The organism is Marinimicrobium sp. (assembly GCF_002695945.1).
GTDB lineage: Bacteria > Pseudomonadota > Gammaproteobacteria > Pseudomonadales > Cellvibrionaceae > Marinimicrobium > Marinimicrobium koreense.
This window is the reverse complement of sequence record NZ_NZQP01000060.1, coordinates 21,225-41,354: the sequence shown is the minus strand read 5'-3', so window position 1 is coordinate 41,354 and position 20,130 is coordinate 21,225. Positions and strand designations below refer to the sequence as shown.

Annotated in this window: 21 protein-coding genes; 12 read left to right on the top strand and 9 right to left on the bottom strand. The window is 60.6% G+C overall.

From position 1 onward, the window contains the following. The first annotated feature begins 108 nt into the window (after positions 1–108). Positions 109–843, top strand: a complete 735-nt coding sequence (gene cmoA, locus CMG77_RS13800) for a carboxy-S-adenosyl-L-methionine synthase CmoA (RefSeq protein ID WP_286904845.1) — start codon at positions 109–111, stop codon at positions 841–843. Next, positions 840–1,817 (top strand): tRNA 5-methoxyuridine(34)/uridine 5-oxyacetic acid(34) synthase CmoB, encoded by a 978-nt coding sequence (gene cmoB / locus CMG77_RS13795; protein WP_286904844.1) that lies wholly within the window; start codon positions 840–842, stop codon positions 1,815–1,817. The genes cmoA and cmoB overlap by 4 nt, the downstream gene beginning before the upstream one ends. Before the next feature lie 6 nt (positions 1,818–1,823). On the opposite strand, the gene CMG77_RS13790 is transcribed toward cmoB, so the two are convergent. Beyond that, positions 1,824–2,447 carry a flavodoxin gene (locus CMG77_RS13790; RefSeq protein WP_502691926.1) on the bottom strand — a complete coding sequence of 208 codons (624 nt, stop codon included), beginning with the start codon at positions 2,445–2,447 and terminating at the stop codon, positions 1,824–1,826. A 30-nt stretch (positions 2,448–2,477) separates the two neighbouring features. On the opposite strand from CMG77_RS13790, the gene CMG77_RS13785 reads away from it, so the two are divergent. From CMG77_RS13785 to CMG77_RS16000, 3 genes are all read left to right on the top strand, one after another. Next, positions 2,478–3,266: a response regulator gene (locus CMG77_RS13785; RefSeq protein WP_502691930.1), complete on the top strand. Its 789-nt coding sequence runs from the start codon at positions 2,478–2,480 to the stop codon at positions 3,264–3,266. Continuing rightward, on the top strand, positions 3,263–4,675 hold the full coding sequence (locus CMG77_RS13780; RefSeq protein WP_123637515.1) for an ATP-binding protein: 1,413 nt from the start codon (positions 3,263–3,265) through the stop codon (positions 4,673–4,675). The genes CMG77_RS13785 and CMG77_RS13780 overlap by 4 nt, the downstream gene beginning before the upstream one ends. 268 nt (positions 4,676–4,943) lie before the next feature. Next, complete coding sequence (locus CMG77_RS16000; RefSeq protein WP_353743497.1) at positions 4,944–5,870, top strand: GGDEF domain-containing protein; 927 nt, start codon at positions 4,944–4,946, stop codon at positions 5,868–5,870. Positions 5,871–5,880: 10 nt separating this feature from the next. Here CMG77_RS16000 and CMG77_RS13775 read toward each other — a convergent pair whose 3' ends face one another. The 5 genes from CMG77_RS13775 to CMG77_RS13755 all read right to left on the bottom strand — a co-directional run bounded on the left by CMG77_RS13775 (position 5,881) and on the right by CMG77_RS13755 (position 10,552). Then, positions 5,881–6,903 carry a pseudouridine synthase gene (locus CMG77_RS13775; protein ID WP_502691924.1) on the bottom strand — a complete coding sequence of 341 codons (1,023 nt, stop codon included), beginning with the start codon at positions 6,901–6,903 and terminating at the stop codon, positions 5,881–5,883. Beyond that, on the bottom strand, positions 6,900–7,892 hold the full coding sequence (gene scpB / locus CMG77_RS13770; RefSeq protein WP_502691929.1) for an SMC-Scp complex subunit ScpB: 993 nt from the start codon (positions 7,890–7,892) through the stop codon (positions 6,900–6,902). The genes CMG77_RS13775 and scpB overlap by 4 nt, the downstream gene beginning before the upstream one ends. A gap of 46 nt (positions 7,893–7,938) precedes the next feature. Beyond that, a complete protein-coding gene (locus CMG77_RS13765; RefSeq protein ID WP_246004336.1) occupies positions 7,939–8,811 on the bottom strand; it encodes a segregation and condensation protein A in 873 nt (290 codons plus the stop codon). Positions 8,812–8,957: 146 nt separating this feature from the next. Continuing rightward, positions 8,958–9,584 carry an L-threonylcarbamoyladenylate synthase gene (locus tag CMG77_RS13760; protein ID WP_024460363.1) on the bottom strand — a complete coding sequence of 209 codons (627 nt, stop codon included), beginning with the start codon at positions 9,582–9,584 and terminating at the stop codon, positions 8,958–8,960. A 47-nt stretch (positions 9,585–9,631) separates the two neighbouring features. After that, complete coding sequence (locus CMG77_RS13755; protein ID WP_502691923.1) at positions 9,632–10,552, bottom strand: PHP domain-containing protein; 921 nt, start codon at positions 10,550–10,552, stop codon at positions 9,632–9,634. 10 nt (positions 10,553–10,562) lie between these two features. On the opposite strand from CMG77_RS13755, the gene CMG77_RS13750 reads away from it, so the two are divergent. From CMG77_RS13750 to CMG77_RS13725, 7 genes are all read left to right on the top strand, one after another. Then, positions 10,563–11,303: a VC0807 family protein gene (locus tag CMG77_RS13750; RefSeq protein WP_286904881.1), complete on the top strand. Its 741-nt coding sequence runs from the start codon at positions 10,563–10,565 to the stop codon at positions 11,301–11,303. 48 nt (positions 11,304–11,351) lie between these two features. Further along, positions 11,352–11,651, top strand: a complete 300-nt coding sequence (locus CMG77_RS13745) for a YciI family protein (protein ID WP_286904831.1) — start codon at positions 11,352–11,354, stop codon at positions 11,649–11,651. Positions 11,652–11,699: 48 nt separating this feature from the next. Beyond that, positions 11,700–12,464, top strand: a complete 765-nt coding sequence (locus CMG77_RS15995) for a TIGR04211 family SH3 domain-containing protein (RefSeq protein WP_353743496.1) — start codon at positions 11,700–11,702, stop codon at positions 12,462–12,464. Between the two features lie 16 nt (positions 12,465–12,480). Beyond that, on the top strand, positions 12,481–13,077 hold the full coding sequence (locus CMG77_RS13740; protein WP_286904830.1) for a peptidylprolyl isomerase: 597 nt from the start codon (positions 12,481–12,483) through the stop codon (positions 13,075–13,077). Beyond that, positions 13,074–13,838, top strand: coding sequence for a pyridoxine 5'-phosphate synthase (locus CMG77_RS13735; protein WP_123637522.1), 765 nt, complete (start codon positions 13,074–13,076; stop codon positions 13,836–13,838). The genes CMG77_RS13740 and CMG77_RS13735 overlap by 4 nt, the downstream gene beginning before the upstream one ends. A 98-nt stretch (positions 13,839–13,936) precedes the next feature. Next, a complete protein-coding gene (locus tag CMG77_RS13730; protein ID WP_024460370.1) occupies positions 13,937–14,350 on the top strand; it encodes a CBS domain-containing protein in 414 nt (137 codons plus the stop codon). Between the two features lie 153 nt (positions 14,351–14,503). Beyond that, entirely contained in the window at positions 14,504–15,295 is a 792-nt protein-coding gene (locus tag CMG77_RS13725; RefSeq protein ID WP_123637523.1) for a TrmH family RNA methyltransferase, read from the top strand. Positions 15,296–15,709: 414 nt separating this feature from the next. Here the strand turns inward: CMG77_RS13725 and CMG77_RS13720 are convergent, their stop codons facing one another. The 3 genes from CMG77_RS13720 to CMG77_RS16245 form a co-directional block, all read right to left on the bottom strand. After that, positions 15,710–17,008, bottom strand: coding sequence for an ammonium transporter (locus CMG77_RS13720; RefSeq protein ID WP_286806946.1), 1,299 nt, complete (start codon positions 17,006–17,008; stop codon positions 15,710–15,712). Positions 17,009–17,374: 366 nt separating this feature from the next. Next, positions 17,375–19,393, bottom strand: a complete 2,019-nt coding sequence (locus tag CMG77_RS13715) for a transglutaminase TgpA family protein (RefSeq protein ID WP_286875776.1) — start codon at positions 19,391–19,393, stop codon at positions 17,375–17,377. Further along, the gene (locus CMG77_RS16245) at positions 19,386–19,562 is read right to left on the bottom strand and encodes a hypothetical protein (RefSeq protein WP_286904828.1); all 177 of its coding nucleotides are present in this window, start codon (positions 19,560–19,562) and stop codon (positions 19,386–19,388) included. Before CMG77_RS16245 ends, CMG77_RS13715 begins: the two co-directional genes overlap by 8 nt. Positions 19,563–20,130: the final 568 nt, after the last annotated feature.

The following is a 20,130-nucleotide window of genomic DNA, read 5'->3' as shown; positions in this document are numbered from 1 at the left end:
ATGGTGAAACATCNATGTGACAATTCCGTGACANGCGGGCTCTGCCAATTCGGGACCGCAATCGGTACAATTCGCGCCTGAACTCGCCNGATNCACCTGGAAATGCCNATGTCCGACAACCGCTCCGACCAGCTCTACGCCGANCCACTCGCCGAAGTCAGCCGTTTTGCCTTNGATCAGAAGGTCGTGGAGGTCTTTCCGGATATGATCAAGCGCTCGGTCCCGGGNTACGCCACCATCATCAACATGATCGGTGACCTCGCCGAGCGCTANGCNACCTCGAACAGTCGCTGNTACGACCTNGGNTGCTCNCTGGGGGCNGCCACNCTGGCCATGCGNCACCGGATTCGCGCCAGNAANTGCGACATNGTGGCGGTGGACAATTCGCCCGCCATGATTGAACGATGCCGCCAGGTGCTCGCCGCCGACACNGCCGANCCNCCGGTNNAGCTGCTCTGTNCCGANCTGCAGAGCACCCCGGTCAGCGGCGCCTCCATGGCGGTCCTNAANTTCACNCTGCAGTTNATCCCCCCNGNCGANCGTCAGGCCGTGCTCGACCAGATCGCCGAGGGCCTGCAGCCNGGCGGCATTCTGATCCTGTCGGAAAAAGTGGCGTTCAAGGATCCGCTGCACAATGAGCTGATGATCGAGCTGCATCACAACTTCAAACGCGCCAACGGCTACAGCGATCTGGANATCGCCCAGAAGCGCAGTGCGCTGGAAGAGGTCCTGATCCCGGAAACGCTCGAAACCCATCGCGACCGTCTCCGCCAGGCCGGGTTTACCAGCGTGGACGTCTGGTTCCAGTGTTTCAATTTCGCATCGATGATTGCTATCAAATGATTGAGTATTACCACACCCTCCTNGAGACGCTTCNCCTCGACCCGNTCCTGTCTCGCTGGGCTGAACAACTGCCNGAGCAGATCCGTCGGGGACTGGACACCCGTCGCTACGGCGACCTTCCCGACTGGCTCAATGCGCTGGACCAGTTGCCCGATATTCATGCCGACTCGATCGAGCTGAACAACGAGGTTCGAATCGAGACCGATNACGNGCTNGATGCCGACACCCNCCAGCAATTGCGAAGCGCGCTGGAAGCGTTGATTCCCTGGCGCAAGGGGCCCTACCACCTCCACGGTNTTCATCTGGATACCGAGTGGCGNTCGGACTGGAAGTGGGATCGGGTCAGCCCGCANCTGGCGGACCTGACCCANCGNCGGGTGCTGGANGTGGGCTGNGGCAACGGNTATCACTGCTGGCGNATGCTCGGCGCGGGCGCATCCNGGGTCATCGGCATTGATCCATCACCGCGTTTTGTCGTGCAGTTTCTCGCCATTAAACGNTTGCTCGGCGGGAACCCGCCGGTGGACGTGGTACCGGTCGGCATAGAAGCCCTCCCCNCCAAACTGGAGGCNTTCGANACCGTNTTCTCGATGGGTGTTCTCTATCACCGGCGCTCNCCCATGGATCACCTTCGGGAGNTGAAAGAGGCGCTGCGCCCNGGCGGNCAAGTGGTACTGGAGACGCTGGTGATCGAAGGCGGANTGGGTGANGTGNTGGTGCCCGAAGGCCGNTACGCNAAAATGAANAACGTGTGGTTTTTACCCAGCGGNCCNAGTCTCCTGAGCTGGCTGCGCAAAGCCGGCTTCCGGANCCCGCGCATGGTNGATTTCTGNCCCACCACTACGGAAGAGCAGCGCGCCACTGACTGGATGAGGTTTCACTCACTGCCGGAGTTTCTGGACCCGGACGATCCNAGCCGAACCGCCGAGGGNCATCCCGCTCCGATTCGGGCGGTGTTNATCGCNGANACCTGAATCNGGTCAGTCGTCGCTCAGCGNGCTCAAGGGNGTNGTCANNCCAAANGCCTGATGNATCTGCTCGCACCAGAGATTCAGNCGGCTGAGGGTCAGNTCTTCCTGCTGATCNTCATCCAGAGCCANGCCGACAAACAGNCCNTCGCCGGGAANTTCGGCCTTGGACGCCTCNNAATCATAGCCTTCNGTGGGCCAGTGCCCCACGATAGTGGCGCCGCCGGCGACCACCACATCGTGCAACATTCCCATGGCATCAAGGAAGTAGTCNCCGTAACCAAACTGATCNCCCAGGCCAAACAGCGCGATGGTCTTGCCACTGAAGTCCACTTCNGCCACATCATCCCAGAACTCTTCCCAATCCGACTGAATCTGTCCGAANTCCCAGGTCGGGATGCCGAGAATCATCTGGTTGTAATCCGCCAGATCCAGTTGGGTCACATCGGCGATATCGTGCACGGCGACCACATCCTCGCCCAGACACTGCTGGATCAGGTAAGCCACCCGTTCGGTGTTACCCTCGTCGCTTCCAAAAAACAAGCCTATCTGCGCCACATGCACCTCTGCTGGTATCACTCCGGATGGACGGGAATTCTCCCAATTCTGGCCCCGGCAGGCAAGTGCGGGAGCCATGTTAAAAAAGGTTAAATTGTGTCCCACGCCATGACAGACGGCGGAGGCTGTAGCACACTACACACTCGGCATTCAAACGAGGCAAGAACCGACACTACCATGGTGAAACTGCTACTGATCGACGATGACCAGGAACTNTGCCAGCTACTCAACGAGTATCTGACNGCAGAGGGGTTCGAAGTGGACGTTGCCCACGACGGCGANCAGGCGCTGGAGCANGTCAACCGCGGCCANTACGCGGCGATCATNCTGGATGTGATGCTGCCCAAGCGCAGCGGATTTGACGTGCTCAAGNCGGTGCGTCAGAAGTACACCACCCCGGTGCTCATGCTCACCGCCAAGGGAGACACCATCGATCGGGTCGTAGGCCTGGAAATCGGGGCCGATGACTACCTGCCCAAGCCCTGTGATCCCCGGGAGCTGGTTGCCCGCCTGCGGGCCGTGCTGCGCCGGGCCGGNAGNGCNGTGCAGTCACCGGGCGGCGCCGAAACCCTNCAGGTGGAGGCACTGCGCCTGCACCTGGGNAGCCGNAGCGCCCACTGGCAGNATCACGATGTCCCCCTGACGGGCACCGAGTTCAGCGTACTGGAGTTGCTGGTTCGTCAGGCCGGCCAAGTGATCAGCAAGGATGAGCTCACCGAGCAGGCGCTGAACCGCAAACTGACCCCTTACGACCGCAGTATCGACGTGCATGTCAGTAATATCCGCAAAAAGCTGACCAGTGCCGGAGCCCGACGGGAAATGATCATCAACGTCCGCGGCGCCGGTTATATGCTCACCCTGAACGATACCCACGAGGGTGGCCTAGCCTCCGCATGACACGACTTTACCTGAAAGTATTTTTCACCTTCTGGCTGATCACGGCCACGATCATTGTGGCCACCAATGTGCTGGTGCACTGGTTTGATCTGGCGCCGGACGCCAAGCTACACCAACACCGCTATGACAAGGACTACGCCCCGGCCCGCCGCCTGTTGTTTCAGATGGTCGGCTCGGCCATCAACCGCAATACCGAAGAACTGATTCAGGACATGAGGGCCATGCCCGGCTGGTCCACACAGTATTTCTATATTGTCGACGAACAAGGTGAGGACCTGTTGGATCGCCCGGTGCCTCAGGGCGTCCAAGCGCTCATTCCCGAGCTGACCAGCATCAAGCCCTACGGCCGGCACATCGAAGGCCATCAGAAAATCTATGGCCGCTACCTCTCGCTCAATGATGGCCGAAAGATCAAGGTGATTACAGTGTCGTCCACCCACGACGACCCCTCCGAAGCGGATATCATGTGGCAGCTGTTTATCAGCAACATCTGGCCTCTACTGCTGGTCTCGATTCTGATCTGCGGGGTGGCCTGCTACTTCCTTGCCCGACATTTTTCCCGCAGCGTTGCCACTCTGCAGAAAGCCACCAAGCAGATCGCCAATGGCGACCTGAGTGTACGCGTCAGCCCCCACTTTGCCGGACGGCGGGATGAAATTGCGAGCCTGGGCCGGGATTTCGACCACATGACCGAACGGCTCGAAAAGGCCATGCTGGAGCAGAAGCGCCTGATCAAAGATGTGTCCCACGAGCTTCGCTCTCCCCTCGCCCGACTCCAGGTGGCACTCGGCATCGCCCAGCAGCGCAGCAATGGTTCGGTAGACAAGGAACTGGATCGGATCAAGAAAGCCGCCGACTATCTGGGCGATGTCATCTCCGACATTCTGGCGCTGCCCGTACACGACAACGGCGGCTGGGAGCTGGACGACACCCTGGACTTGCGGGCCCTGCTGGAAACCCTGATGGAAAACTATGGCGCCGAGGCGAGACGCAAGGGTGTGACCCTGGTGCTGGATTCGGAGCTGGACGAAGCTCTGGTCCCGACCCACGGCAACATGCTGGTCGGCGTGTTCGAGAACATCCTGCGCAACGCTCTACATTACACCGATCCTGCCTCGACTGTCCGCCTGTCACTCAGCGCCGACAAACCCCATAAGCCCGACGATCCGTACTACTGCGTGCAGGTCTGCGATCAGGGGCCTGGGGTGCCGGCGGAGAGCCTTTCTGACATCTTCCAGCCCTTCTACCGTACGGACGAGGACCGCAACCGGGAAAGCGGTGGTTACGGGCTCGGGCTGGCCATTGCCCAGCGCAGTGTCGCGCTGCACCAGGGCACCATTGATGCGCAGAACCAGCCGGAAGGCGGGCTTTGCGTCCGTGTCTGCCTGCCGGCCGTGAACGAAAGCTGACGGCAGCGTGCGCGCTGAACGGGCGGCACCGGCAAGGTTTGACCGCCCGGCGGCAAACCTTGTCAAAATTCCGCCACCACATCGCATTTTGATGGTTTACACGCCAAAAACCGTCAACGAACCCCTCGCTTTTTACAACAAAAACAACAAGTTAACATTCATTTTCTGAATCTGGCATAAAAATCGCTTGAGAGACTACTCGAGAACCACGTTACGGAGTATTTCCTTTACCCGGCAAACGTGACCAACAGACAGAGCGAACCCGTTCATGCCAGACGACGCCCAACCGCTACATCGCCAACAACCTCGTGCGCCCCAGAAAGACGCTGCCGAGCAGCGACTAGGTCTGTTGCAGCGCCTGATGACCACCCAGGAACCGGGCACCATGGTCACCCGTTTCTATGACGGGGTGGCTCCACTGCTGAGTCTGAAAGGGCTGCGCTATGAAGCGCCGGTGCCGGGGGGCATTGTGGATATNGGCAATACCGGNCGACACCAGTGTGATTACGCNCTGCACGGCTCCGGCCAGCNCCTCGGTTCACTGCTGTTCTATCGGGATCGTCGGTTTTCCGANNTGGAGCTGGCGCGACTNGAGGAGTGGCTGAGCCTNCTGGTGGTCCCNCTNAGCAATGCCCTCAACTANCAGAATGCNGTGCGCCTGGCCTCNGTGGACGCCCTGACNGGNCTGGGCAACCGGGCCGCNCTNGANNCCGCNCTNCACCGNGANNTGCGNCTGGCNGAACGNTGCGGCAGCGAATTTTCCCTGTTGCTGGTCGACGTGGATCACTTNAAACAGATCAANGANCGCTGGGGCCACAGNCGGGGCGATCAGGTTCTGAGAGAGGTGGGNAAANCGATCAGCCACGCCTGTCGNGANACCGACNTGGTGTANCGCTACGGGGGCGANGAGTTTGTNGTGCTGCTCAGTGGCACCGATGCNNGCGGNGCCNNGANCTTCGCAGAGCGNNTGCGCNANGCGGTCCANACNTGGGTTTCCGACANGGAGCNNCTNTCNGTCACNGTCAGCATCGGNGTCAGCACNCGNAAACCGGAGGGTGAAACCTCNATCCACAGNCTGTTCGACCGGGCNGACCAGGCGCTCTACCGGGCGAANGCNCAGGGGCGCAACCGGGTGGCCATGGANTTGACCTGCCACACCGGTGAAGCCCCCTGCNTNCAGGCGGGGCTCAGCTAGNCCGCTGNGCTCAACTGTCCTTGGGCGCTCTGGGNTTNTTCTGNTTTACGGCGGGAGAACGCTTGCCNACNCCGGCTCGCAGACGCTTTTCCTGTCGCTCCATGCGCTTTCGTTCGTCCGGTGTCAGACGGCTCACTTTGGGCCGNTCAATCCCCGCGGTCAGCAGAAGATCCCGAATTTCCTTGTCNTTCAGCTCAATCCACTGNCCNACCCGNACGTGGGAGGGNATGAAAATATTNCCGTAGCGNACNCGNTTCAGACGGCTGACTTTTACCCCCTGGGACTCCCACAGGCGGCGAACCTCCCGGTTNCGCCCTTCCATCACNACGCAATAGAACCAGCGGTTGCGCCCTTCCCCGGCACCCTCAACAATATCGGTGAAACGTGCNACGCCGTCGTCCAGCAGTACGCCTTCNACCAACTGGCGCTTCATTTCATCNTCCACNGCACCCTGAATCCGCACCAGGTACTCCCGGTCNATNACTGAGGAGGGGTGCATCAACTTGTTGGCCANNTCNCCGTCGTTGGTGAACAGCAGCAGNCCGCTGGTGTTGTANTCNAGGCGCCCNACCGAAATCCAGCGCTCGCCCTGNANCGCGGGGAGGTTNTCGAACACGGTNCGCCGCCCTTCCGGGTCCTGNCGGGAACAGATTTCGCCTTCCGGCTTGTTNTACAGAATCACCCGCTGACGGGATACCTGGGTNCGNACCTGAACCCGCTCACCCTTGAAAAAGATGGCGTCATCGGGCGTNACTCGATCCCCCAGATGCGCCGGGCGGTCATTGACTTTTACCAGACCNGCCTCNATNGCGCGCTCCATTTCCCGGCGGGANCCCAGNCCNGAGCGGGCCANCACTTTCTGCAGCTTTTCATCCANCGGNGCCTCAGCCACGGGCTTNTTTTCCCGGGGNGCCGCAGGTGNCTTGCCTTTGGCGGCCTTTGGCGGAGCGCCACGACCGCTCTTGCCGGGGGCTNCTGGCTTGCTGGTGTTGCTCGACGGCCCAAAGGGGCCNGGTCGTTTCGATTTACTCATAGGGACGATTGGTCTGCCTCGGGGTTCTGACGCGGCTCGGCGTCTGTATCATTCGTTTCGTCGCGCTCAAACAGCGAACCTTCATAGTATTCGGTCTCGGNGGACGCATCCTCCGGGTCTTGCTCACCGTCNGGGTCTTGAGNGGCTTCTGACGGTGCNGACTCATCGACATCCTCTTCTGTCGCTTCGNCTNCTGCGNCTTCCGTNTGCTCTACCTCATCCGAAGTGGACGGTTCNGCCTCGTCGTTCACCGGCTCGGCCTGCGCCTGAGTCTCGTCGAGATCATCGCTACCCGCTTCAGCCTCGGCNGTGTGTTCAGCNCCGTCGTTCTGGTCATGGCTCTCAGCCGCGTTATCGTCNACGTTTTCCTCGGNACTCGCTTGAGTAGCGGAATCNTCATTCGTGTCGTCATCGCTGTTCCCCTCCGCTTCCGTGTCCAGGTCCAGCGCCGCATTGATGTCGTTGAGGTCNCGGATTTCACCCAGGCTCGGNAACTCGTCCAGACTTTTCAGATTGAAATAGTCCAGAAATTGCCGGGTGGTGGCNTACAGGGACGGACGGCCCGGCACATCCCGGTGACCGACGACCTTGATCCACTCCCGCTCGGTCAGTGTCTTGATNATATGGGAGCTGACCGCNACNCCGCGGATCTCTTCAATATCGCCGCGGGTGATGGGCTGGCGATAGGCCACCAGCGCCANGGTCTCCAGTANNGCCCGGGAGTACTTCTGGGGTTTTTCTTCCCACAGTCGGTTGATCCAGGGCGCCACNTCGGTCCGCACCTGGAAGCGCCAGCCAGAGCCGACCTCNTTCAACTCGAANCCCCGGCCCTCGCAATCCGCTGCGATGGCTTCCAGAGCCGATTTCAACGCATCGGTTTCCGGCTCTTCACCCTCTTCGAACAGGGCTTTGAGTCGATTGAGATTCAGCGGTTGTCCCGCGGCCAGTAGAGCACCTTCAACAATATTGCGCAGCTGGGTCGATTCCATGGTCATGCTTGGTTCACACTGATTGATCGGGAGTACCCGGGCATGGCTATTGCACCCGGGCCTTTACGTGAATGGGGCCAAACGGCTCGCTCTGGACAATCTCCACCAGGGATTCCTTGATCAGCTCCATGACCGCCAGAAACGTCACTACGACGCCAAGACGGCCCTCCTCCACGCGGAACAGGGCAACAAAGGGCATAAACTGATTGTGGGCCAACCGGTCCAGCACCTGAGCCATTCGTTCCCGAGTGGACAGCTTTTCCTTTTCCACATGGTGGCTTTCAAACATATCGGCCCGCCGCAACACCTCGGACAGCGCCAGGAGAATCTCCTTGAGCTCGACATCCGGGTCGGGGCGGGTCAGGTTCCGGTCTGGCGCCTCCGCGCTGGCCTGGAAAACCTCGCGCCCCACCCGGGGCAGCTCATCCAGGTCCTCAGCCGCTTCTTTGAAGCGCTCGTACTCCTGCAGACGACGGATCAGCGCCGCCCGGGGATCCTCTTCTTCCTCTTCTTCCTCGCTGGAGCGCGGCAGGAGCATCCGCGACTTGATCTCCGCGAGCATGGCCGCCATCACCAGATACTCCGCCGCCAGCTCAAAGTGCGCGGCGTCCATCAGCTCCACATAGGCCATGTACTGACGGGTGATTTCGGACACATCGACGTCCAGAATATCCAGGTTCTGGCGCCGAATCAGGTATAGCAACAGATCCAGCGGCCCCTCGAACGCTTCCAGGAACACTTCCAGGGCATCCGGTGGAATGTACAGGTCCTTGGGCAGCTCGGTGTAGGCCTTGCCCTGAACGATCGCGAAGGGCATCTCCTCCTGGCTGGGGCGATGCGTCAACTCAGCCGCCGGCTGTTGCTCTGCCGGGTCGTCGCGCTCGGCTGCTTCGGCCGTATTGTCTGCGGATGAACTCATTCACTCTCTCGCCCCGAGGCTACTCGGGATGGCTAACGGGTTGACGGGCATGCGGCTTGACGCCACTGGCCGGGCATTATAACGATTTAACCCGCCGGGGCCTACTCGGCGCTCACGGGGCATCGCGCGGGTCCTGCTGACAGGGTCTAATCCGGAATGAACGCGGAGGCATCGCCCTTACCCTGGCGGGTTACCTCGGGCACGGCCCCGGTCAGGTCAATGACCGTGGTCGGCTCGAGGCCGCAATTGCCCCCGTCGATGACCAGCTCCAACTGATGTTCAAGCCGATCGCGAATATCTTCGGGATCGCTCATGGGCAGGTCATCGCCGGGCAGCAGCAGACTGCTGGTCATCAGGGGTTCACCCAGTGCCTCCATCAACGCGAGTGCAATCCGGTTGTCGGGCACCCGCAGGCCGATGGTTTTTCTTTTGGGGTGCATCAGTCGGCGAGGCACTTCCGAGGTGCCGGGCAAAATGAAGGTAAAGGGGCCGGGGGTGTGGTTTTTCAGCAGCCGGAAGGCCTGATTATCCACCTTGGCGAAGGTCGCCAGCTCGGAAAGATCCCGACACATCAGGGTAAAGTTGTGGTGCTTATCCAGGCGACGCATCTGGCGGATGCGATCCAGCGCGTTTTTGTCACCGATATGACACCCCAGGGCATAGGCCGAATCGGTCGGGTAAGCAATGATGCCCCCGCTGCGAATGATATCGACCGCCTGGCGGATCAGGCGATCCTGGGGGTTATCCGGATGAATCTGAAAATACTGGGCCATAATCGTGCTCTTGTTGTCATGGGTGTATCTGACCTCGTGCGGGTCGCTCACGGCGCGAATCCGGGAAGCTCCCACACCGGTCGGCAGCGCTCGGGCAGTGGGCCGAAATTCCCCAGCTCCTGCCAGGGAGCGTCCGGGCGATGAAAGTCACTGCCACAGGAGGCCGCGAGCCCTTCCCGCTCGGCAATGCGCGCGAGATCATCGGCGACCCCGGAGGGTTGCTGGCCGCTGACCACCTCCAGCGCGTCGCCGCCGAGGTCGGCAAAATCCGAGATCAGGGCGCACATTTTGGTTCGGGTCAGCGGATACTTCTTCGGGTGCGCGAGCACCGCGAGCCCGCCGGCCTGATGGATCCAGCCGATCACCTGCTCCATGCCCGGCCACTGGAATTTCACATCGGCCGGTTTACCAGCGCCGAGATATTTCTTGAAGGCGGCGCCCACGTCCTTTACTTTCCCCTGAGCCACCAGAAACTGTGCAAAGTGGGGGCGTCCGAGCTGGCCACCACCGGATTCGCGTCGCGCACCGGCCAGGGCACCGGGAATCCCGAGCTGCTCAAGCCGCTCGGCGATGGCCTCAGCCCGACTCGCACGAGCCCCCTGCTGAGCCCGAATGGCCGCCTGCAGCGCTGGCGACTCGATATCGATGCCCAACCCGACAATATGGACCCCGCCTTTACCCCACTGGCTGGAGAACTCAATACCGGGAATCAGTGTCAGACCGATATCGGCAGCCGCAGCCCGGGCCCGGCTTACNCCCTCCACGGTATCATGGTCAGTCAGCGCCAACGCGGACACGCCCTGGTCCCTGGCNCTCGACATCAGCGCCTCAGGGCTTAAAATACCGTCTGAGCAGTGACTGTGGCTGTGTAAATCGTACAAAAACAGGGCTCCCGCCGTAAAAGCGGCATTATGGCACGTCTGAGCGCCCGGGAGCCAACGAACCTTGCAACNCCTGACTTTCAACATCGAGGCCCGAATGACCGACAGCGACAGCGTCACCGAAAAAACCGCCAAACTCGGCCCNAACCCCAAGCGGGAAAGCCTGCTGGCCAANCTGCTGCTGAACATTGTGATTCCCACCGTCATCCTGACCAAATTCAGTGGCGAGGANCACCTGGGCATNAAAATGGGCATCGTGGTCGCCCTGGCCTTTCCGCTGATCTACGGTGCNCGGGATTTTATCGTCAGNCGCAANCTCAACGTATTCTCCGCCTTGGGNTTTGTCAGCATTCTGCTCACCGGCGGNATCAGTCTGCTGGAGCTCGATCCCAAATACATCGCCATCAAGGAAGCCGCCATCCCNGGNCTGATNGGCCTGGCCACGCTGTTCTCNCTGAAAACCCGNTACCCGCTGGTCAAAACCTTTCTNTANAACGACAAAGTACTCAAGGTAANCAAAGTCGCCNCTGCCCTGCGCGAGTACNACAATGAGAGCGCCTTCGAGCAGACCCTGCGCAANGCCTCCTANCTTATTGCCGGCTCGTTTTTTCTCTCNTCATTCCTGAANTACGTGCTGGCCAAACTCATTCTGGTGAGCGATCCCGGCACCGTGGCCTTNAACGAGGANCTGGGCAAAATGACCGCGCTCAGTTTTCCGGTNATTGCNGTGCCCGCCATGTTGGTNATGATGTTTGCCCTGTTCTATCTGTTCCGTCGGATTCGGCAATTGACCCACCTGGNNCTGGACGAAGTCATCAATGACGGAAGCGACAACTGATCCCACCGGNTTAACCCCCGGAANTCANCTGTTTGNCAAGGAGCCACCATGTTTTATGCCATAATCAGCGAAGACGTTCCCAACAGCCTGGAGAAGCGCAAAGGGGCTCGCACCGATCACNTGGCCNGANTGAACGCNCTCAAGGACGCCGGNCGCCTGNTACTGGCCGGCCCNCACCCGGCCACNGACAGTGAAGANCCCGGCCNGGCCGGTTTTACCGGCAGCCTGGTGGTCGCCGAGTTTNCTTCGCTGGAGGAGGCGCGCACCTGGGCGGATGCNGANCCCTATGTCTCCGCCGGGGTTTANGCCCGGGTGACCGTCAAGCCGTTCAAGCGGGTACTCCCCTGACCNTGANNGTGATGCGCCATCGGTCACTGAGGTNGAAATTTGTGGCCTGTGCCACTTGGTTTGTACCGTCTTTGGCGTACAATCCCGACGTTTAANCAACTTAAAAAGACTACGGGTATCAGCGTGAACAAACTTCTGATCAGTCTCTGCCTCATCGCCCTGGCCTCGCCCTTANTGAGCGTCTCGGCCCAGGCTCAGGANCGCTANATNTCCGACGTGTTGTACGTGCCGCTGCGCAGCGGTATGGGCAACCAGTACCGGATCGTGCACAGCGGGTTGCCCAGNGGCACNCGCCTNGAGCTGGTNCGCGANGAGCAGAGCAGCGACGGNGAAAACTGGAGCCTGGTCCGTCTGGAAGACGGCGAGGAAGGCTGGATCCGCAGCCANTTCCTGCTGGCGGAACCCACCGCCGAACTTAAATTGAGCAGCGCNNAACAGCGNGCNCAACGTGCCGCGCAAGAAAGCCAGGCGCTGCGCGATCANNTGACCGAAGCNCANCANCAGGTGGAACAGTTACAGACCGAGCTGTCCGATGTGCGCTCCCGATACGAAGCACTTCAGCAGGAGCATGAGCNGCTGCGCACACTGTCTTCAGACGCNGTNGGCNTNCANGAGCAGCANCAGGAGTTGAGCGAAAACTATCAGGTANTGCAGACCCGCTACGACGTCGTTCAGGCCGANAANGAACGCTTGAANCGGGACCGTCGNTACCAGGACTGGCTGTTTGGTGGTGGTATTCTGGTGGCCGGCGTCATCCTGTCCCTNATTCTGCAGGCGATCGGAAANCGTCGTCGCCAATCNGAATGGCGNTAAAGGAGNAACTCCGANAATGAAGTTTCTGGCCCTGCTTGGTTTGCTCACTCTGTCTGNNGCCGTNCAGGCAGANAACGATNGNCCCCGGGTCGAGCTGACCACGGATGAGGGCNCCATCGTTCTGGAACTGTTNCCCGACAANGCACCNATTACCGTGTCNAACTTTCTGCAGTATGTCGATGACGGCTACTACGANGGNACGATTTTCCACCGGGTCATTCCCGGCTTTGTGGCCCAGGGCGGAGGACTGACCTACGANTTCACCCGCAAGCCGCCGCGCGATCCGATTGCCAACGANTCGGATAACGGGTTGAGCAACAAACCCATGACCCTGGCCATGGCCCGGCACAGTGATCCGGACAGTGCCNCGTCTCAGTTCTACATCAATCTGAACCACAACCCGGGNCTNGACGCGACCGAGGAANGTCCCGGTTACACCGTGTTCGGGCAGGTCGTGGACGGCTACGATACAATCATCACCATCGTCCAGGCCCCCAAAGGTAACTACAAACAGTTCCCGGATGCACCCAATGTCCCCATCCGGATTCTGGAGGCCCGCCGGCTGTCGGCTCCGGCCGATACCACGGCGGACGGGAAGGAGTCATCGCAATGAATGCCACCAAACTGAGCGTCAACCTGAACAAGGTTGCACTGATCCGCAACTCCCGGGAAGGCAACTACCCGGATGTGACCACCTTCGGGCAGATCTGCCTGGACGCCGGTGCCCACGGGCTGACGGTTCACCCCCGCCCGGATCAGCGCCATATCCGCCCCGGCGATGTGTTCGCGCTGAGCGATCTGGTGCAACAGCACCCGGGCATCGAGTTCAATATCGAAGGCAACCCGAACGCTGGCGCCCTGGGCGACTATCCCGGCTTTATGACGTTGGTCCGCCAGACCCTGCCGCACCAGTGCACTCTGGTCCCGGACAGCAATGAGCAATTGACCTCGGATCATGGCTTTGACCTGACCCGCAGTGGCGATGCGCTGCGCCCCATCATCGAAGAGCTGCGCGAGCTCGGTTGTCGGGTCAGCCTGTTCATGGACCCGGACCCGGCACAGATTGATCTGGCACGGGCGGTCGGCGCCGACCGGATTGAGCTATACACGGGTCCCTACGCGGCCGCCCACAAGGCGCACAACTCGGAAATGCACAAGCTGCTGGACCAGTACCGCTATGCCACGGAGCACGCCCGTGATATCGGGCTGGGGGTCAATGCCGGGCACGACCTTAACCTGGACAACCTGGAGCAGTTTCTGCACATCCCGGGTATTGATGAAGTGTCTATCGGACACGCCCTGACCGTCGACGCACTGACCATGGGTATGGCCACCGCCGTGCACGCTTACCTTCGACTCTGCCACCATCAGTAAGGCAGAAGGCGAGGATCCATCGGGCAAGTGCCCGTTTATCGGCTATCCTTAAGGTGTAAGTCAGACGGTTTTACCCGCCGTAAACAAAGGAGTCAGCCATGCATTCGATTTTGGTAAAAGACTATATGCAGCCGGCCGCCCATGCCATTTCCGTAACCGCCAACACGGCAGAGGTGGTCGAGCGGCTACTGAAAAGCGGATTGACCGGCGTCCCCGTGATTGATGAGCGTGAAGCGGTCGTGGGTTTTGTCTCGGAACAGGATTGCATCAAGGAGATGCTCAACGATGCGTTCTTTTGCGAAGAGCCCGCCAGCGTCAGAAAACTGATGAGTGAAACAGTGCTTACCGTGACCCCCAACACCAGCATCGTCGAGCTCGCCCAGACCATGATGCGCGAAAAACCCAAGAACTACCCGGTGGTCAGTGACGGCAAACTGGTAGGCATCATCACCCGCCGACACGTGCTCCAGGCATTGATCGACAATGACGAGGACTGCTACCTGCGTACCTGATTGAGCCTCGGACACACCGCCCCCCAGCGCCCCCATGGCGAGCCGCACACCCGGCTCGTCACCGCCTGACTTCTCCATGCACCTCAGACCGCGCAGACAATAGCGCGGTCGACACGTTATAATTCCCGGCCACACTTCCCAACGATGGTCACTATGCCCAAGCCAGACAGACCCCAGCAGGACTCGGCCAGCTATCGAGCCAAGAAACAGTTTTTCGATTCACTGCTGACGGTGTACGGACGCAAGCCGGTGCTCGAGGCGCTGCGCGATCCGGCGGTCAAGCTGTTTCGCCTGCACCTGGCGGAGAGCAACAAACCCGCCGGGATTCTCGATGAAATCCTGGGCATCGCCAAGTCCCAGGGTGCGGACATTCAGCACCATGACCGCAAGGCGCTATCTCGCATCTCCAAAAACAGCAAGCAGGATCAGGGAGTGGCGGCGGATCTACAATGCAAAGCTTACCAGTCGCTCGAACAGTTCTTGAGTCAACCACCCCGCGCAGATTTTCGATTGTTGGCCCTGGACCGAATCACCAATCCGCAAAACCTGGGGATGATCATCCGTTCGGCGTGCGCGGGCAATGTGGACGGCATTCTGTTACCACAGAAAGGCGGCGCACAAATCGATGCTCTGGTGATCAAGGCAAGCGCGGGCACGGTGTTCCGGGCTCCGATCATTCACTGCCCTACTCTGCCCGAGGCGTTGGCCAAACTCAGAGAAGCCGGCGCCACCATCTGCGCATTATCCTCACACGCTCGTCAGACGCTGGGTGATTTCAACCCATCCGGCGGTAGTGTGTATGTGTTGGGAAATGAAACGGAGGGGGTTTCGACGGAGACGGCCAAGCACTGCAATCACCAGCTTTCCATCCCAATGAACAACGGCGTCGAGTCACTCAACGTAGCGGTCACGGCCGCCCTGATCGCCTTTCAGGACGCTATCTGAGGTTCTCCTTGCTCGCACTTTTTAGTGTGTGTTACGGCGGATGCAGCCTTCGGCTTTATCCGCCCTACGGACACCACAGCAGCTTAGCGTAGGGCGGATAAGCGCAGCGCATCCGCCGCTGCCCAAGGTGCCATACGAAAGGGGCTAGTTCCCGAAACGTCACGCTGGCATAGCGGAGGGAGGGTAGTCCCCTCTGAGACCGTCACCCGCCTTGGACGCCCCACATGGATGTGGGAAGTGTCCCGAAGCGCAGGGAGCGCGAAGAGGACCGGCGGGTGATGAGCCCCCAGGGACGGGTTCACGGCGTGTCTCAGAGGGGACTACCCTCCCGCAGCACAGCCTACAGGGCTCCAAACAAAGTGCCCATCCATAGGCCAACTATGCGAAGTAACCCAACCCGGCAAGCGAAACAATTTACAGCTTGTACCCCTCTTCCTCATGATGGGTAATATCCAGGCCAATCAATTCTTCTTCGCGAGTCACACGCAATCCAGAGGTCAGAACACCGGTCACTTTCAACAGAATGAAGGTCACCACCCCGGTGTACACCGTTGCCACGACAACGCCAACCACCTGAACTCCGAACTGCTGGCCCATCGTCTCGATACCGTCGGCAAAACCCTGACCACTGAACACACCCAGTTGAGTCGAAGCAAAGACCCCGGCCAACAGCGTACCCAGCATACCGCCGACACCGTGTACCGGAAACACATCCAGCGAATCATCGATCTTGAACACCCGCTTCATCGCCTGGGTCGCGTAGAAACAGACAATGCCCGCCGAAACACCGATAATCAGAGCACCGCCGGGGCCCACGAAGCCCGACGCCGGTGTGATGGTTCCCAGACCGGCCACCATGCCGGTCACGATACCCAGCACACTCGGGCGACCGAACTTCACCCACTCCATCGTCATCCAGGCCAATGAGCCGGCAGCGGCGGAAATGTGGGTTACCAGCATCGCCATGCTGGCGTCACCGTTGGCCGCCAGCGCGCTGCCGCCGTTAAAGCCGAACCAGCCGACCCAGAGCATGCCCGCACCGGTCACCGTCATGGTCATATTGTGTGGAGGCATCGCCGTTTTCGGGAAGCCGTCGCGCGGGCCGAGCACCAGCGCTGCCACCAGCGCCGCCACCCCGGCGGTGATGTGCACAACAATGCCCCCGGCGAAATCCAGTACCCCCATGGCGCCCAACCAGCCGCCACCCCAGACCCAGTGACAGATCGGAAAGTACACCCCGAACAGCCACAGCGTTGAAAAAATCAGGACTGAAGAAAACTTCATCCGCTCGGCGAAGGCCCCAACGATAAGAGCCGGCGTAATGACGGCAAAGGTCATCTGAAACAGGCTGAACAGGCTCTCGGGAATATCGCCAGACAGGGAGTCCGATTCCATGCCCGAAAACAGAATCCGGCTTGTATCCCCGATCCAGGCATTGCCTTCGCCAAAGCTCAGGCTGTACCCGGCCACCAGCCAGATCAGTGAGGCGATACAGGCAATCGCGAAACACTGCATCAGAATCGACAAAATATTTTTCGACCGGACCAGGCCGCCATAAAACAGAGACAGGCCCGGCAAGGTCATAAACAGAACCAGAGCCGTTGCCGTCAGGATCCAGGCGGTGTTGGCGCCATTGAGTTCCGCTTGTGCCAGCGCGGTACCGGGCAACAGTGCCAGGCTGATCAACCCGAAAGCGACAGGTCGCTTGTTCATACGCTCATCCTCATTTTGTGCGTCGGCCCAAGGTCGCCGACTATTATTGAGTCACTGCAATGCCCCCGATCGGTGCAGACAAGAGAGGGCAACCCACTGAAAGTACGGGCAACACCGACCAGGAAATTCCAGCAACTGGAACCTCCGAAGACGGCGTTGCACGAGAGTGCAGAGCGCTTTGGGAAGCAGGAATCGTGCCTCAACATTTTTTCTCTTTATATCAATGACTTAGAAAAATTACCGGAAGAGATCATTGATGATTGGCACCAACACCGTGCACGGCGGACACTTTTGTGCACCACAGAAGAACACAGTGCGGGAGAATTGCCTGATCACCGTGCGTCCGTCGAAGCAGGCGCACCAGGATCAGGCAGGAGGGGTTTCAGGGGTCGTTCGCGCGCCTCTGAACGCCGTCACCGCGCGGGCCAGATCGGTCAGTGCGGCGCGGTTGTCGCCGTAGCTCACACGCTCGTAAAGATCCGCAATGCGGATCAGGGCCGGCTCCAGTTCGGCCTGTTGGCGCCCCAACCGGCGAGCCAGCGCGGTCAAGGGTTCTCCCCGTCGGCGCGGACACCCCATGCGTCTCAGTTTGCGCTCCAGGCGCGCAAGTTGGCGATCGGCCGGATAGCGGTAGTGCGGGCGTTGTCGCCAGAACATCCAGAGCAGCAGCACCGACACCAGCGAGGCACCGGTCAGCACCACCGCCAGGGCGATCCGCCACAGATCGGCGCCGCCGAGCCAGTCTTCCAGAAACGCGTCCTGGCGCCCTTGATCGTAACCGAGCACCCAGCGGTGCCATTCGTAATTGAGCGCATCCCAGCGCAGTTGCAGCTGCATCACAAAGGGTAAATCGGCACCAAAGGGTCTCTGCAGCATGTCGCCGTCCGTGGCGCTCAGCGAGACGTCCAGACCTTGCTCGATTCGCTCCGGTGCCACAGCGCCGGTCGGGTCAAAACGCACCCAGCCTTCTCCCTCCAGCCACACCTCCGCCCAGGCGTGAGCATCCCGTTGGCGGACGGTCCAATAATCCTCCAGAGGATTGTGGGTGGCGCCGAGATACCCCACCACCACCCGGGCGGGAATGCCCGCCGCGCGCAGGAAAAATACAAAGCTGCTGGCGAAGTGCTCACAGAAGCCCTCTTGCGTCTGCCACAAAAATTCATCGACGCTGTGCTGTCCCAGTGTCTGTGGACGCAGGGTGTAACGAAACCGCTCCCGGTAAAGCCCCATCAGTCGCTCTATCAGCTCGCTGGGCGATCTGGCGTCCCGCGCCCACTGCCGGGCCGTCGCTCGGGTTTCCGGGTTGGAGTCCCGGGGCAACTGCAACTCCTGGCGTCGCTCCCACTCACTCAGCCCGGAGCGCTGGAACCCATACCGGGTGTGCGACTGAACCCGGTAAGCGGTGCGCTGCATGACCGGATCATCCCGTTGTAGCCGCATCTCCTGCCCCAATCCGATGTCGTCACTCCAGCTGACCGGTGCCGCCAGCGCATACAGCCAGGGTTGGCGGGTCGGTTCCAGCATGACCTCATAGGCCACCGGTTCACCCAGGGGATCGACCTGGTTCATCCATTGCCGGACATCATCCTCGCGCCAGCTCATAAAGTGCGTCGCCCGCTGACGTTCGGTAGGTTGCCATTGCCGTCCATCGAAATAGGAAAACACCAGGCCACGCCAGTAACGATCTCTGGGCGACGGCGCCTCGCCATCAAAAGTGACCCGAAAGGCCAGCGCATTGGATTGTGCCAGCTCACCGATATCCCCCGGAGACATGCTGTCACTGATGCCCGTGGTCGCGGCCCGGCGGTCCTGCGGAACCGACCAGAGCGCACCGGTGCGGGGAATGACCAGAAACAGGATCAGCATGAGAGGCGTCGCCTGTAACACCAACCACCCCGCCTGCCGAATACTGGGCCAAAAGCGGACATTGCCCAACGACTGGTGCGCCGCCAACAGCGTCGCCGTCAATAACAACAACGACAGGACACCATACACGCCCGCCAGCGGCCCCGAATGAAACAGGAATTGGGTCGCGGAAACAAAGTAGCCCAGATAAACGGTGACCAGCAGATCCCGACGTCGGCGCAGCTCCAGCAATTTGAGAATAAAGCCGGCCAGCAACAAACCGACCATGGCAGTCATATCAAACCGGGCGCCGTAGCTCATCACCAGACCACCGCCGAACCCCGCCATCAGTCCGAGCCGCACCCACAACGAGGGGAAGCTCCAGGCACCGCGAAAGATCTGCCAGCGCCAGACCACCACGCACAACCAACCAGCCCACAGCCAGAGCGGCGCATGGACCGAGTGCGGCAACAGAATGATGGCCTGGGCCACCAGCAGCCAGGCGAGACTGGTGCGGGTAACCTGTTCCCGTTCAGCCACGTTCACCTCCCTCGGCCTGCTCCGGCATACCGTAGAGCGCCAGGGCCCGCAGTACCCGCTCCTGATGGGCCTGCCCACGCCCCAGCGGAATATCCAGCCCCGGAAGGCGCAGGCCGTATTCAGCGGAGGTTTTGCCGTACTCCACGGCCCAGAAACACAGGCGGCTCAANCGGCTTTCCTGATCCANCCCCGGNAGGGCGTCCCAGTCCAGCCAGACNTGTTCANTCTGGTANCCGGCNTAATCTTTCAGATANAGCCCCTGCTCCCGGGCGTAGAGCTTCCAGGCCACATGGGCCATCGGNGCACCGNCCTGATAGGGCCGAAANCCCTGAAACTCTTCCTGATTNTCNGCCGAAAGCTGCTCNCCNACCTCNCCGCTCAGATGCGCNTGCGGTGGGTGGTCGCTGGAGCGCGGTGCGGGGTAAANCANTGCCCGNCCATCCANNTGANCCCAGGACCAGACCCGNAANAGNCCCAGNGGNTAATAACTCTGTACCCGNAGGCGCTCCGGNACCAGCCAGCCTCGCCGGCGGNCACGGTACGCCAGNGTCACCGTGCGCTCTGCCCNGNGNGGCACATCGGCNTCAACGGTCAGNTCCCGATCCCANCCNAGCANNAGGGCNTCNTGGCGCGANCCCGANGCAGGTTGCAGCANCAGGTCAAACTCGGCCCACTCCCCGGCNAAGGNGGGATGAGCNCGCTGTACCGAGAGGGTCAACCCGGACAGGTTACGGAAC

What these genes read in the sequence shown, in the direction of transcription:
- CMG77_RS13760 (WP_024460363.1), bottom strand. Translation starts at nt 9,584, where the DNA reads ATGGCCCAGTATTTTCAGATTCATCCGGATAACCCCCAGGATCGCCTG.
- CMG77_RS13720 (WP_286806946.1), bottom strand. Translation starts at nt 17,008, where the DNA reads ATGAACAAGCGACCTGTCGCTTTCGGGTTGATCAGCCTGGCACTGTTG.
- CMG77_RS13765 (WP_246004336.1), bottom strand. Translation starts at nt 8,811, where the DNA reads ATGAGTTCATCCGCAGACAATACGGCCGAAGCAGCCGAGCGCGACGAC.
- CMG77_RS13735 (WP_123637522.1), top strand. Translation starts at nt 13,074, where the DNA reads ATGAATGCCACCAAACTGAGCGTCAACCTGAACAAGGTTGCACTGATC.
- CMG77_RS13730 (WP_024460370.1), top strand. Translation starts at nt 13,937, where the DNA reads ATGCATTCGATTTTGGTAAAAGACTATATGCAGCCGGCCGCCCATGCC.
- CMG77_RS13780 (WP_123637515.1), top strand. Translation starts at nt 3,263, where the DNA reads ATGACACGACTTTACCTGAAAGTATTTTTCACCTTCTGGCTGATCACG.
- CMG77_RS13725 (WP_123637523.1), top strand. Translation starts at nt 14,504, where the DNA reads ATGCCCAAGCCAGACAGACCCCAGCAGGACTCGGCCAGCTATCGAGCC.